The following is a 14,435-nucleotide window of genomic DNA, read 5'->3' on the forward strand; positions in this document are numbered from 1 at the left end:
CAGTTGGTCAACCTTAACCGCGCTTCGGTATGTCCAATCCTTTGACGACTGCAGGACGGGCAAGAAACGCTTCCAGTACGCGCTGCACGTTGGGGAAGTTGTGGAACCCGACGAGATCGCCGGCGCCATAGAAGCCCACCAGGCAGCGCACCCACGGGAAGATGGCGATGTCGGCAATCGTGTACTGTCCGCCCATGATCCAGTCGCGGCCCTGCAGGCGCTGCTCAAGCACGCCCAACAAGCGCCTGGCCTCGCCGAGATAGCGTTCCAGCGGACGCTTGTCCTCGTAGTCCTTGCCAGCGAACTTGTGGAAGAATCCCACCTGGCCAAACATGGGGCCGATACCGCCCATCTGGAACATCAGCCACTGTATTGCTTCATAGCGCAGGCCCGCGTCCTGGGGGATGAACTTGCCCGTCTTCTCGGCCAGGTACAGCAGGATGGCGCCCGATTCGAACAGGGCCAGTGGCTTGCCATCGGGACCGTTCGGGTCGAGGATGGCGGGAATCTTGTTGTTCGGATTGAGGGACAGGAAGGCGGGCGACAGCTGATCGTTCTGCTCGAAGCTGACCAGGTGCGGCTCGTACGCCTGGCCCAGCTCTTCCAGCAGGATGGAGACCTTGATGCCGTTCGGCGTCGGCAGCGAGTACAGCTGCAGGCGCTCGGGATGCCGGGCAGGCCATTTCTCGGTGATGGGAAAGTCGGAAAGTTGGGACATGAAAATCCTTATTGAGGTGTATGACGCGGCGCAAGAAAGCCAGTATAGCCAAGCATGGCAGTTTCAGCAGGACAGCGCCTGTTTGGCCGCCTCCCTTCAGCCAAACAGGCCATGCAAAAACCAGCGCGGCGCGGCCTCTTCCCCGCTGCCGGCGATGCGTTCGCGATAGACCCAGTAGTGGGCGTGGTCGAGGCCTTCGGCGATGAAATAATCGCGCGCCTGCGACTGGCCCCACCAGCCCGCCTCGATGCGCTCGGCGACGGAGACCATTTTCAAAGGCGAGCCATAGAAGGGCCGGTGCTCGCGCATCAGCAGGGCGATAGGCTGGGCCAGCAGCCAGCCGGGACGGGGCATGCCGGGCAAGCCGGGCGGCAAGTCCGGCAACGCGTTCTTGCCGCCCGGCTTGGCAGGCAGCGGCAGCCACTGGTTGGCCGTCTCGGGCCGGTAATCGGCGCGCGGCGCGGCCTGCAAGACATTCTCGGCGCCCAGGCGCGCCACCAGCAATTCCAGCAAGCGCTGGCGCTCCTGCGGCGTGCCGCCCGGCTCGGGAAACAAGGTATCGCTGGGCGGCGCCATGGGCTGCACCTGCAGCGCTTCCAGGGTCAGGCCGATCACGGGTGCGTCCAGCGCCAGCTGCGCCAGGCGCTCCTTGAGCAAGCGCACCAGGTGCTCGTCGCGCCAGACGGCTTCTCCCAGCGCCAGGTCGATGACGGTGGGTGGGCGCGCCACCCTGCCCCGCTCGTGCGCCAGCAGCAGCTGAATGCGCTCGACGGCGAATTGCCGCGCGCACAGCCAGCCCGTCATTTGCTGCAGCAGCCGGCGCGCGCCGAACAGCAGCGCGTCGGCGTGCTCCACGCGGTCGAACAATTCCAGGCTGGCGCGGAACGTGGGCGGCGCTTCGAGCCACACGAACAATTCCGTGCTGTGGCCATGCGCCTCGTCGAGCATGTCCAGCAAGGCCCCGCCGCAGCGGCGCTGCAAGCCGGGCCGGGGCAAGTGGCGCAACTGCCCCAAGGTGAGGCAGCCGATACCCTCAAACCAGTCGAGCCAGGGGCGCGCGGGCGGCAGCAAGGCGCACGGCAGGCGGTCGAGACGGCGCACCAGACTATCCATGCGCAGCACGCGCCCCTGGCGCGTACCGGCGCGCGCCAGCAGCCAGGCGCCGCGCGCCGTGGGGGCGCACGACAGCTGGGCCGTGTAGCCAAGCGCGCGCAAGCTGGCCGCGATCTGCCGGCACAGGGCGCGCACGCCGCCAAACAGGCGCAGGCTGGCGCCCGCATCGACCAGCAGGGTCGCTTCCTCACCCTGCGCCACCAGCGGAGAATATTGCAGCAGCGCCAGCGCCACCGCTTGCAGGGCCTGCGCTTCCAGCTCCAGGGAACGTTCGTGCAGGCGCGCCTGCGGCGCCAGCATCAGCGCACCCGCGCGGCGCATGCCCGGCCGGATGCCGGCCGCCCGCGCCAGCGGCGACAGGGCCATCACTTGCTCCTGCTCCAGCACCACGCCCAGGTGGTCAGCCGACCAGCGCGGGCAAAACACTTCGAGCGGGAGCCGGGGCAGGCACAGGCCGATCCAGAGTCGCATGACGCAGCAGTAAAGAAGGAGGTTGCAGGGGCAGGAACAGGGGCGCGTCGCGCTGCGGTCCCCGGCGCTTGATGAAGCCGATCTCGATGCCGCCGGCGGCCGGGCGCACGGACAGGCGCAACGGCGCAGGCGACGCATCCTGCGCGCCATGCAAGGGGCGCAGCATGCAGAACAGGGTGTTGCCGCTTTGCGCGGCCAGGTGCAGGCGGCGCAGGCTGTCGGCGCGCACATGCGATTGCCAGAACAGCAAGGCGCCGCACGTGCCACTACGCAAGATGTTTTCCGCCGCCCACAAGGCATCCTTGCTGCCGGCGCTCTTTATCCACAGCAGTTGCGACGGCGCCAGACCCTGCGCGGCCAGGGCCAGCGCCTGCGGCGGGTGCGGTGGTTGCAGCAGCACGATGGGCAAGCCCGGCAACTGCGCCAGCGTGGGCGCCAGCAAACGCAATTCGCCGCTGCCCGGCTGCTGCACCAGCAGATCGATGAGGCTGCCGCTGGGCCAACCGCCGCCGGGCAACTGCGCGGACAGGGCGGCAAAGCCCGTGTCCAGGCAGCGCATGGCGCCCTGCCCCAGCTGCGATGCGCGCCATAAAGACGGGTGCAAGGCTTCCGGCGAGGCCATCAATTTGGAATGTTGCATCATTGGATATGGAGATGAATACTGTATGCATATACAGTACTATCCACTCCGTCTTTTGGCAAGGTTTATCTGCCTGTTACCAGCGCAGGGGCCGTTCCGCCATGTCCGAAAAACCCCGTTTTGGGCATCGATTGCTGTACCATAAGCACTCTCCTTACCGCCTGGCAACGTACCAGTCGGCCTCCTCCGTCCATAAGGAAACGCATTTGACCACCATCCACATCATCAGCGCCATCGTCTTCGGCCTTGCGCTCATCCACACCTTTGCCGCCAAGTCGTTTGAAACATTATCGCGGCGCCATCCCCGCCATGCTGGCCTGCTGCACTTGCTGGGCGAAGTGGAAGTCGTGTTCGGCTTCTGGGCCTTCATTTTGATCATCATCATGGCCTTTGTCTCGGGCGGCGATGCGGCCATCGAGTATGCCGAGTCGCGCCAGTACACGGAGCCGCTGTTCGTCTTTGTCGTCATGGTCGTGGCCGCCTCGCGCCCCGTGCTTGACGCCGTGCAGCGCCTGCTCAAAGGCGTGGCGCGCGTCATGCCGCTGCGTACGGAACTGGCCCTCGTCTGGCTGGGCCTGGCGCTCGTGCCCCTGACGGGCTCCTTGATCACGGAACCGGCCGCCATGACCCTGGCCGCGCTGATGCTGGCGCCGCAAATCTTCCGCCCCGGCATCCCTGAATGGCTGAAATACGGCGCCCTGGGCGTGCTCTTCGTCAACGTCTCCATCGGCGGCACCCTCACTTCGTACGCGGCGCCACCCGTGCTGATGGTGGCCACCACGTGGAACTGGGATAGCGCCTACATGGCCAGCCATTTCGGCTGGAAGGCGGCCATCGCCGTGCTGATCAACGCCACCGGCGTGAGCATCCTGCTGCGCAAATACCTGCACAGCAACACGTCCGATATCAAGCCGAAGGCCGGCGAAGTGGAAGCGCCAAAAGTGCCGCTGGCCGTCAGCCTGGTGCACATGATCGTGCTGGCAGGCGTGGTCACCCTGGCGCACCATCCCGTGCTGTTCATCGGCCTGTTCCTGTTCTTCCTCGGCTTCGTGCAGGCGTATGAGCGCTATCAAAGCCCCCTGATCCTGAAGGAAGGTTTATTGGTCGGCTTCTTCCTCGGCGGCCTGGTGGTACTGGGCGGCATGCAGCAATGGTGGCTGCAGCCCATCGTCTCCAGCCTGAAACCGCTGGCCCTGTTCTTCGGCGCCCTGGGCTTGACGGCGATTACCGACAATGCGGCCCTCACTTACCTGGGCTCCTTGATCGTCGGCATGACGGACGAAGCGAAATACATGCTGATGGCAGGCGCCGTGGCCGGCGGCGGCCTGACCGTCATCGCCAATGCGCCGAACCCGGCCGGCGTGGCCCTGCTGCGCCGCGGCTTCAAGGATGAATCGATCGGCGCCGTCGGCCTGCTGGCGGGCGCCCTGCTGCCGACGGCCGTGGCGGGCCTGGCCTTCCTGGCCCTGTAAGACGCTGCACGGGGCGGCTGCCGGCCGCCCCCTGTTACCCCTCGATTTCCCCTTCAGTTACCTTCATACACGAGGAAGTGCAGGCGGTCATAGAACAGGCTGTAGGCATAGTCGAACGTGCCCACGCTGCGAAAACCCTTGTGCAGATACACTTGCAGCGCTTCGCTCTTTTCCCACACCGTCAGGGTGATGCGCGCACAGCCCTTGCGGCTGGCCAGGTCGCGGATTTCATGGAACATCTGCCGGAACAGGCCCTGGCCCCGGTATTTCTCGTCGATGGCCAGGCTGCTGACGAAACAGTCGTCGGCGCGCGCATGCGCGAGCACGAAGGCGTCATACGCATCATCGAGCGCCTTCATGTCATCGCGGTAATAGGACACGGCGCCGCAGGCCTGGAACTCGGCCATCGTCGCGGCCGTGAAAAAGCCGATGAAACGCTCGTCCTCGTCATGCAGGCCGTGGATGTGCGCCAGATACGGGTCGATGTTTTGCCGCCGCTGCAATTCGACGAACTGCAGATTGAGTTTATTGCCAAACGAGCAGTATTCAAGGTAGCTGGTGGCAAACAGCAGTTTCGCCATGCGGTTCTTCGCCTCGTCGCCCAGCCGTTCGCCCGCCACCAGCTTGAGCGGCGCATGCGACAGCAAGCCCGCCTGCGCCTCGTCGCCGGACGGGGCGGCATCGCCGGCGGCCGGCATGCGGCTGCCGTAGCGGCCCACGGTAGGACGCCAGAAATTGCCAACGGCAATATGCTGCGAACGGTGGGCCAGCAGGTAGCGACAAAAGACGGCATTCACGCGGTCCAGCTGCGGGTCGTCCGACAGCACCGAGTAGTAGTGAAAATGATCGATGTCCGCCCGCAGCTGGGCCGCATACGCCATGCGCGGCACTTCCTCGATGTCGAACACGTCGACGATGTTGGGCAGGCTCAAAGGATCGTCGAGTTGCCAGTCGATCTCGGCTAGCCTGGCGACGCAGCGGGCATACGCGCGCCGTTCCTCGTCGCTGAGCGGGATGTGTATATCGGTAATGATATCGTCCAGCAAGCGCATGCCGCGGATGCCGCCCACCACCGCTTCTCGCGCGCCGTCATACAGCACGCAGTAGCGCTGGTAAAACTCGGCATGACTGAGCAGGGTCACGCCCAGGTTTTTCTTCCATTCGGCATAGAACTGGCCAAACAGCTGCGCCTCGAATTGCGGGCAGGAACGGGGAATCTGCGCATCGATACCCGCATAGGCGAGGTTCACATTGCGCTGGATCACACGCAGCGCGGCGTCGTTCTTCTTGGCGATCAGCATGCCCGTTTCATCGAGAAACAGATTCATCCAGCTGACATGCTGGCGCTCTTCGCCGTCGCCTTCCCTGCGCTGGAAATAATCGGGCACTTCCGGCTTCATCAGGAAAATCGTCGCGGGATTATGCGGGATCGTATCGACATCCATATACATGCCGCCGTATTCGCACATGATGAGGATGCGGAAATAATCGGACAAGGTGGCGAAGTAGCGCTGCGTATGCAGGGTATCGAGGATATCGAAGCGTGCCGGCGCGAAGTCCAGCGCCAGCGCCCGCAGCGAGTTGATATGCAGGGTCGTGCCGCCGATGGCGTAGCGGCCTATCGTGTAGCGCCCGGCGCCGCCCGTGGGGCTGAAGCGCTCGTCATCGCGCAGCTGCTGCGCATCCCAGACCCAAAGGATGGAGACATACGGCGCGCCGCCATTATGCAGCACCTCATCCAGCGCCGCGCCCCACTGCTGGATCGCCTCACAGGCGATGGCTGGCAACGGCCCGCCCATCCAGATGCGGTGCAGGTAGCGCTCGTCGTCGCCGAGCGCCCGCGTGGGGATGCAACTGAGCGAGGAACAGCTTGCGGCATTGAAATGCGTAAAATTGCCGGCGACAAAGCTGCGCAGGGCGGCGATGCCCGCCTGGTGCTCCCCGGCCAGTTGTTCCAGGTCGCTGCCGGCCGGCCGGACATCGGCCAGGGTGATGTAATCGAGTTTCAGCCGGTTGATGCGAAACTCGTATTCCAGGTTGAAAATCTTTGCTTGATCGTGTTTCGAGGCCAGGTCATCTATTTTCATGGGCGCACCATTTTCCGCAGGAGAGTGTCAATAAACTTCGCAGGAGGTAAAACAAGGTCGACAACATGCGCATCGTTGCGCCATCAGTGCCGGGCGAGCAGCACCTCGCTTTCCCGGCGCCCCGCCATGCCCCGCGTAAACAGCAGCAGGCAGGCGGCGATGACCACGATGACGGGGATATTGAGCAGCGCATACGTTTCCAGCGCATAGCCGAAGCGCTGGCACAGCACGTTGTACAGCTGCAGCCAGGCGGATAGATAAATGCAATAGAGCAAGCTCATGGCGGCCGTCGTCAAGGTCATCGATTCCTTGCTGGCCGTGATCGCGCTGCGGATCAGGGCGCCATTGAACAGGCCGAAGCCGATGGAATAGACAAACATGCAGGCCGCAAACACGTCGACGTGGTGGCGGCCCGCACCGGCGCCCAGCATGCCGGCGGCCGCGATCAGCCCGCCCAAGCGAAGCAGGGATACGAGAGGGAAATCCTGGCGCAGGCGCTGGATGGCGATGCTGCTGAGGACAAAACCGGACAAAATCACGCATTGCAAGGCGATATACGTGGCGTAGGAAGCGCCCATCTCCTGCAGCACGAAGAGGGGCGAAAAACCGATCCAGGCCGTCAGGGGCACGGTGGCCAGCCCGGCCGTGAACATGCCGAACATGAAGCGCTTGTTGCTGAAAATGGCCGCGTAGCTGCGCACGATGGCGGCAAGGTCCGGGCGCGTGACCGTCGGCGCCGTGCGCGGCATGGTCTTGAACAGGCCCAGCAAGGACAGCAGCGCCAGCAGGCCCGAGAGGAAAAAGACGTAGCGCCAGTCCAGCCGGCTGATGATGGCGCTGCCGAGGATGGGGCCGGCCAGGGGCGCGAGGATGGTGGTGCTCGACAGAATACTGCTCAGCTTGACGGCCGCCATGTCGTCGAACAGTTCATGGATCATGGCATAGCCGACAAAGATGAAGCAGCAGCCCATGCCCTGGATGAAACGCGCAGCGAGAAATTGCTCGATCGAGGTGGTAAATGGCACGGCCAGCGTGGCCAGCAGGAACAAGGTATTGCCGGTCAATACCAGCTTGCGCTTGCCGATGGTGTCGGCCAGGGGCCCCAGGAAAATCTGCAGGGAACTGCCGCCCAGCAAATACAGGCTCAGGGACAAGGGAACGAATTTCTCCTCTGCCTGGAACTCCCCGACGATGCCCAGCATCGCCGGCATGATCATGTCATTGGACAGATAGATATTCAGTTCAAAGACGAGGAAAAACGCAAAAAACCACAGCAACTGCTTGGACTTGATGGACATGGCGCATTCCGTAACGTGGGTGGCTGCCGTCAGTGCATGTCGGTCGTCGGGGCATGGGACGGTCGACACGGCTCGTCACTGAAAACGTGTACCAATTGTATACCAGTTACTATTTTTAGCGCCTTTTTTTGTGATTTTTAAATACCGCAGCAATACCACTCAAGCAAAACCCATGGTGCTGCGGCATTGGAAATATGCGCTGAAAAGGGCGCGGCCAGCGCGCCGGCGCGCTGCCGCGGCTCTGCGAGGAAGGGAAGAACGATGCGTACCAGTGCCTGCCGCGCCGTTGCGGCGCGCGGCACGCTGGCTTATCGGCGGCGGTGGCTGGCGAAGAAATCGAGCAGCATCTTGCTGGCGTCGGGTTTGGCCTTGTCGTTGAACGGCAGGCTGGCGTCGCCGCCGCTCCACGCGTGCTCGAGGTGCTCGACCTGGGCCACGCGCAGCAGCACCTCCTTGCCCAGCTGATAGTCGTGCAGCGCGTACGCATGGGCCGGATTGCGCCCGCCCGCCGCGCCGCCAGGCAGGCGCTGCGCCGTCACAACGGTATCGGCTGGCAGGCGGTTGACGCGCACGCTCTGGCGCACCAGCTGCGTCTGGTTAATGGGCCGCACCACCTTGTCGGACAGCCCTTGCAGCAGGATGGTGGGCAGGCGGGGAAACGCGGGCTGGCGCGCCAGCACTTCATCGATGGCCGCATCGGCGCGGGCGCTCGCGCCATGCTGCATCACGCCCAGCGCGCCGATCAGGTTATGCCCGGCGCCAAACACGGGCCCCGAATGCAGGCCCAGCGCTGCAAACAGCTGCGGGTGATTCAGAGCCACGATATGCGCCATGCCGGCGCCGGCGGAAATACCGCAGATATAGATGCGCGCGCGGTCGATCGCATAGCGGGCCGCCACCTGCTCGATGGCGCCGACGATCAGGCGCACGTCGCCGCCGCCCTCCTGCGTCAGCTTGTCGTACCACTTCCAGCAACGGCGCGCATGCGAGCGCAACGATTGCTGCGGATACAGCACGGCGTAGCCCTTGCGTTCGGCCAAGCGGTTCATGCGCGTGCCTTCGGCAAACTGCGTGGCGCTCTGTTCACAGCCGTGCAGCATCACCAGCAGCGGCCGGCCCCGGCTGCGCACGGCGGCGCTCGGCGCCTTCTCGGGCAAGTACAGGAAATACGGCAGGCGCCGGCCCGGCAACTGCCCCAGTTCCGGCAGGGGCGCATAGTGGGCGGCCAGCCACTTGCCCGGCGGCGGCGCCGTTCGCTTGCGCACGCGTGGCGGCGACAGGGGCGTGGCAAAGGGCGCCAGGGCGGGCACGACGTTGCTGGCGGGCCTGGCGCGCGGCTTTGGACTCGCCTTCGTGGTCTTGACCACGGTCTTGACCCCGGACTTGCTCACCGTCTTGCGGGGCTTGGGCTTGGCCGGCACGGGCCCGAACAGCACCTTGGCCAGCTTGCTCGCCGTGCGCTGCTGCGCCTTACCGGCGCGCAATAGCCCGCGCAGCCATTTGGTGGCGGGCTTTACCATGGCAAGCGGCGCGCACGCCGTGGTGGAGCGTACCGCAAGTTCATCCCTCTGCATCGTTGCATCGTCAGCATGTGCGGCCTCCTCCGTAGAACGCATAGGGTACCGCAATTGGCGAACAACACCGTACGTTTGCACACCGATAAAGTGCCGCTGGCACCATTGACGCAAATCAAGCGCGACCTTGTACGCATGCGTAATCTGGATGTTCGATCAGCACTTCACGAGGAGAGAACACCATGAGCTATCTGGACCGCGACATCCTGGGCATGTACAGCAACCACGACGGCCCGGGGCCGGCCCTGATGGGGGCCGATACCCTGCTCGGCGACGATGTCTACAATCACAGCGACGAGGAACTGGGCGACATCAAGGAAATCATGCTCGACATGCGCACGGGCCAGATCGCCTATGCCGTACTGTCCTTCGGCGGCATCCTGGGCATGGGCGACAAGCTGTTTGCCGTCCCCTGGGAACGCCTGACCCTGGACCCCGTCAACAAGCGCTTCCTGCTCGACGTAGAAAAAAACCAGCTGAAAGACGCGCCCGGCTTCGACAAGAACAACTGGCCCGACATGGGCAGCGATGCCTGGAACCAGCAAATGGAAGCGTTCTATGGCAGCAGCGTCATGGCAGCGGGCCGCAGGCCATCCGGCAGCGACCTGCGCGGCGGCGCCAGCCTGCAATCGGGCAGCGAAGGCAGCATGTCGGGCACCTCGATGAGCGGCAGCCGCGCCGGCACGCGCAGCAGCCAGAACGGCGTGCCTTCACCGCTCGGCGATGATGAGCTCGATAAACGTAGAACGTAGGCCGTACGGTGAGCAACGCCGACACGATAGTGAGCTAAGCGAGATTTATAGAGGCGCCATCACCGCTGCATCGACTCCCATACTTTCTGTAAACGCTTGGCAGAAACAGGCATCGGCGTGCGCAATTCCTGCGCAAACAGCGACACGCGCAGCTCTTCCAGCATCCAGCGGAAATCGACGAGTTTCGGGTCCGTGTTCTTGCCGGCCTGGCGGTCCTTGGCCTGGCGCAAGTACGGCGCGGCCGCCGATTGCCATTCGGCCATCAACTTGGTATCGCGCGCGGGGTCGGCGCGCAGCTTTTCCAGGCGCACGTTGATCGCCTTCAGATAGCGGGGGAAATGTGCCAGCTGCGTGTACTCGTTTTCCGTCAGGAAGCGCTTATGCACGAGTCCCTGAAGCTGCGACTGGATATCGGATGCGGCCGCTGTAGGAATATTCTGCAAGCGCTTGGGCAAGCCGTGGAATTCCGTCAGCACTTGCGACAGCAAACGGGCGATTTCATTCACCAGCAAAACGAGGCGCGACTTGCCCTCCGCCTGGCGCTTGGCAAACGAGGCAGCGTCCAGCGGCAGCGGCTCTTGCAGGCAGGCGATGTCGAGCGCCTTGTTGATGATTTGCTCGCGCAGCTCCTCCTGCGAACCGAGGGCCATGAATTGCATGCCCATCTGCTGTAAACCAGGGATGCTTTTCTCGACGTACTTGATCTGTTCTTTCATTTGCAGCGCGAACAATCGGCGCAAACCGACCTTGTGCGTGCGGGCGGCTAAGGTCGGGTCATCGAACACTTCCAGGTCGCAATGCGTGCCCTTGTCGACCAGGGCGGGGAAGCCGATCAGGGTCAGCTTGCCCTGCACGATTTCTAGCAACTCCGGCAATTCGCCGAAGGTCCAGCCCGTCAAGCCCATGTGCTGCGAGACGGTGGCATTCGGGGACGCCGGCGCCGCAGCGGCAGCCGCTCCCTTGGCCGGCGCGCCGCCCTTGCCTGTTGCCGCGTTGGCGGCGGCGCCCTGGGCTTGCGCCTGCAGCCGCGACGCCACTTGCGCGCCCGCCACGCGGGCAGCAGGCGTACCCGCGCCGGACACGCCCGACACTTCGGCCAGCTTCTGGAAACTCTGGCGCGCCTGGCCGCCGAATTCCGCTTGCAGGGTGGCCAGGTTGCGGCCCATGTCCAGCTGGCGGCCATGCTCGTCGATCACCTTGAAATTCATGAAGTGATGGGCAGGCAGGGTTTCCGGCTTGAAGTCCGTCGTCAGCACATTGATGGTGATTTGCGTGCGGATGTCTGCGATGATGGCGTCGATCAGGTCACCGCGGCCAAACACGCCCGCTTCGTGCACGCGCTCGCAAAACTTGGCCGCATAGTCGGGCAGCGGCACGCAGTGGCGGCGCAGCTTTTGCGGCAGGGATTTGAGCAGCAGATGCACTTTTTCCTTCAGCATGCCCGGCACCAGCCATTCGCAGCGCTCGCGCGGCAACTGGTTCAAGGCATACAGCGGCACGCTCAAGGTCACGCCATCGCGCACGCTGCCCGGTTCGAAGTGGTAGGTCAGGCCCATTTCCAGGCCCGTCACGGACATGGTCTTCGGGAACAAATCCGTCGTCACGCCAGCCGCCTCGTGGCGCATCAGCTCTTCGCGGTTCAAATACAGCAGCTTCGGGTTTTCGCGCGTGGCTTCCTTGTGCCATTTCTCGAAACCGGCGCCATTGCACACGTCCGCCGGCAACAGCTTGTCGTAGAAGGCGGCGATCAGTTCATCGTCGACCAGCACGTCCAGGCGGCGCGATTTGTGCTCCAGGTTTTCGATATCCTTGATCAGCTTGTGGTTGTGTGCAAAGAACGGCGCGCGCGTGTCGAAGTCGCCGCCCACTAGGGCGTCGCGGATGAAGATTTCGCGCGCTTCCGGCAAATTGAAATTGCCGTAATTGATGCGGCGCTGGCTGTACACCACCAGGCCATATAACGTCGCCCGTTCGGACGCCGTCACTTGCGCCGAGCGTTTTTCCCAGCGCGGTTCGCCCCAGGATTTCTTCAGCAAATGCTCACCGACTTTTTCCAGCCATTCGGGCTGAATCTGCGCCACGCAGCGCGCGTACAAACGCGTCGTGTCGACCAGCTCGGCCGCCATGATCCACTTGCCCGGCTTTTTCAACAGCGAGGAACCGGGCCAGATGTGGAACTTGATGCCGCGCGCGCCCAGATAGCCCGCGCCCGGCTCGTCCTCGCCCTTAAAGCCGATATTGCCCAGCAGTCCGGTCAGCAAGGCCATGTGCAGGTTGTCGTAGGTGGCCGGTGCCTCATTCAATCGCCAGCCCTGCTCCTTGACGATGGTCAACAGCTGCGAATGCACGTCGCGCCATTCGCGCAAGCGCATCTGCGACAGGAAATTCGTGCGGCAATTGTCCTGCAACTGGCGGTTGGTTTTCTTGTGCTCGATGGCCGATTCGAACCAGCGCCAGATTTTCAGGTAACTGAGGAATTCCGATTTTTCATCGGCGAATTTCTTGTGCGCCTCGTCGGCCGCCTGCTGGTGTTCCATCGGCCGGTCGCGCGGATCTTGCACGGACAGGGCCGAGGCGACGATCAGCACTTCCGTCAGGCAGGCGTTATCGAGCGCGGCCAGGATCATGCGGCCCACGCGTGGGTCCAGCGGCAGCTTGGCCAGCTTGTTGCCCAGCGGCGTCAGTTTATTGACTTCATCGACGGCGCCGAGTTCCTGCAGCAATTGATAACCGTCGGCCACCGCGCGCGCCAGCGGCGGCTCGATGAAGGGAAAGGTCTCCACGTCCGTCAGGTGCAGGGATTTCATGCGCAGGATGACGGCGGCCAAGGATGAACGCAGGATTTCCGGCTCCGTGAACTTCGGCCGCAGCAGGTAATCCTGCTCTTCGTACAAACGGATGCAGACGCCATCAGCCACGCGGCCGCAACGGCCGGCGCGCTGGTTGGCGGCCGACTGGGCGATCGGCTCGACCTGCAATTGCTCGACCTTGTTGCGGTAGCTGTAGCGTTTTACGCGCGCCAGGCCCGCGTCGACCACGTAACGGATGCCGGGCACGGTCAGCGAGGTTTCCGCCACGTTGGTGGCCAGCACGATGCGGCGCGCATTGCTGGTTTTAAAGACGCGTTCCTGCTCCTCGGCCGACAAACGGGCGAACAGGGGCAAAATCTCCACGTGCGGCGGGTGGTGCTTGCGCAGCGCTTCGGCGCAGTCGCGGATTTCGCGCTCGCCCGGCAAGAACACCAGCACGTCGCCCGAGCCGATGCGGCACAGTTCTTCCACGCCATCGACGACGGCATCCATCAAGTCGCGCTTTTCGCGCGCGGCGGCAGTCCTCTGTCCCGGTTTGTCGGCGCTGTTGCTACCCGCGCCCGAACCGGGCATGGCCACCTGTTCGCGTTCCACTGGACGGTAGCGCACTTCCACCTGGTACAGACGGCCCGACACTTCGATCACGGGCGCCGGCTTTTCCGGCGTGCCGAAATGGCGCGCGAAGCGTTCCGCGTCGATGGTGGCCGAGGTGATGATGATTTTCAGATCGGGCCGGCGCGGCAGCAGCTGTTTCAGATAACCGAGCAGGAAATCGATGTTCAGGCTGCGTTCGTGCGCCTCATCGATGATGATCGTGTCGTAATTTTTCAACAACGGGTCGGTCTGCGTCTCGGCCAGCAAGATACCGTCCGTCATCAGCTTGACGGAAGCGCCCTTGGTCAGGGTGTCGGCAAAGCGGACCTTGAAGCCCACCGTCTCGCCCAGCGGCGTGCCCAGTTCCTGCGCGATGCGCTTGGCCGTCGAGGAAGCGGCGATACGGCGCGGCTGCGTGTGGCCGATCAAGCCCTTCTGTCCGCGTCCCAGCTCCAGGCAAATCTTCGGCAGCTGCGTCGTCTTGCCGGAACCCGTTTCGCCCGAGACGATGATCACCTGGTTTTCCATCAGGGCCTTGGCGATTTCGGCGCGCCGGCCCGAGACGGGCAAGTCTTCCGGATACGTAATCGGTGGCAGCGGATTGCGGAACGCCTTTTCCGCCTCGCGCGCGGCGCGAGCCGCATCACGGCTTTCGCGGCTTTCCTGCCCCTCGCGCGGCGGGCGCGGCGCGCGCTGCTGCTGTTGCTGTTTCTGCTGCTCCGTGCGCGGCGGCTGCTGCCTTTGCTGGCTCACGGGCGGGCGCTGGCGGCCCTGCGCAGGCGTGGCGGCAGGCGCGGCAACATCCCCGCTGGCGGGCACATTTGCAACGTTGGAAGGAGGGGAAGACTTATTGCTGGCTGAAGACATTGTTTTTTTACAGGTATTTTAAGCGCGCACATCGCGCAG

General features: G+C 63.9%; 9 protein-coding genes. 2 read left to right on the top strand and 7 right to left on the bottom strand.

Going from position 1 to position 14,435, the window contains the following annotated elements; genetic code table 11:
• Positions 1–13: 13 nt before the first annotated feature.
• From ACQ4WY_RS07990 to imuA, 3 genes are all read right to left on the bottom strand, one after another.
• Positions 14–718 carry a glutathione binding-like protein gene (locus tag ACQ4WY_RS07990; protein ID WP_436503546.1) on the bottom strand — a complete coding sequence of 235 codons (705 nt, stop codon included), beginning with the start codon at positions 716–718 and terminating at the stop codon, positions 14–16.
• A 96-nt stretch (positions 719–814) separates the two neighbouring features.
• A complete protein-coding gene (locus tag ACQ4WY_RS07995; protein ID WP_436503547.1) occupies positions 815–2,302 on the bottom strand; it encodes a Y-family DNA polymerase in 1,488 nt (495 codons plus the stop codon).
• Positions 2,232–2,942 carry a translesion DNA synthesis-associated protein ImuA gene (gene imuA, locus ACQ4WY_RS08000; protein ID WP_436504414.1) on the bottom strand — a complete coding sequence of 237 codons (711 nt, stop codon included), beginning with the start codon at positions 2,940–2,942 and terminating at the stop codon, positions 2,232–2,234. The genes ACQ4WY_RS07995 and imuA overlap by 71 nt, the downstream gene beginning before the upstream one ends.
• A gap of 206 nt (positions 2,943–3,148) precedes the next feature.
• Here imuA and ACQ4WY_RS08005 point away from each other — a divergent pair, with 206 nt between their 5' ends.
• The gene (locus ACQ4WY_RS08005) at positions 3,149–4,414 is read left to right on the top strand and encodes a putative Na+/H+ antiporter (RefSeq protein WP_436503548.1); all 1,266 of its coding nucleotides are present in this window, start codon (positions 3,149–3,151) and stop codon (positions 4,412–4,414) included.
• A gap of 53 nt (positions 4,415–4,467) precedes the next feature.
• Here the strand turns inward: ACQ4WY_RS08005 and ACQ4WY_RS08010 are convergent, their stop codons facing one another.
• The 3 genes from ACQ4WY_RS08010 to ACQ4WY_RS08020 all read right to left on the bottom strand — a co-directional run bounded on the left by ACQ4WY_RS08010 (position 4,468) and on the right by ACQ4WY_RS08020 (position 9,319).
• On the bottom strand, positions 4,468–6,501 hold the full coding sequence (locus ACQ4WY_RS08010; RefSeq protein ID WP_436503549.1) for a GNAT family N-acetyltransferase: 2,034 nt from the start codon (positions 6,499–6,501) through the stop codon (positions 4,468–4,470).
• An 83-nt stretch (positions 6,502–6,584) separates the two neighbouring features.
• Positions 6,585–7,799 (bottom strand): MFS transporter, encoded by a 1,215-nt coding sequence (locus ACQ4WY_RS08015; protein WP_353660443.1) that lies wholly within the window; start codon positions 7,797–7,799, stop codon positions 6,585–6,587.
• Between the two features lie 308 nt (positions 7,800–8,107).
• Positions 8,108–9,319, bottom strand: a complete 1,212-nt coding sequence (locus ACQ4WY_RS08020) for an extracellular catalytic domain type 1 short-chain-length polyhydroxyalkanoate depolymerase (protein ID WP_436503550.1) — start codon at positions 9,317–9,319, stop codon at positions 8,108–8,110.
• A 236-nt stretch (positions 9,320–9,555) separates the two neighbouring features.
• On the opposite strand from ACQ4WY_RS08020, the gene ACQ4WY_RS08025 reads away from it, so the two are divergent.
• Entirely contained in the window at positions 9,556–10,125 is a 570-nt protein-coding gene (locus ACQ4WY_RS08025; protein WP_436503551.1) for a PRC-barrel domain-containing protein, read from the top strand.
• Between the two features lie 59 nt (positions 10,126–10,184).
• Here the strand turns inward: ACQ4WY_RS08025 and hrpA are convergent, their stop codons facing one another.
• Positions 10,185–14,396 carry an ATP-dependent RNA helicase HrpA gene (hrpA, locus tag ACQ4WY_RS08030; RefSeq protein WP_436503552.1) on the bottom strand — a complete coding sequence of 1,404 codons (4,212 nt, stop codon included), beginning with the start codon at positions 14,394–14,396 and terminating at the stop codon, positions 10,185–10,187.
• Positions 14,397–14,435: the final 39 nt, after the last annotated feature.

Origin of the sequence: Janthinobacterium salmonicoloratum (assembly GCF_051380845.1) — a bacterium.
In the GTDB taxonomy this organism is placed as follows: Bacteria; Pseudomonadota; Gammaproteobacteria; order Burkholderiales; family Burkholderiaceae_D; genus Janthinobacterium; species Janthinobacterium lividum_F.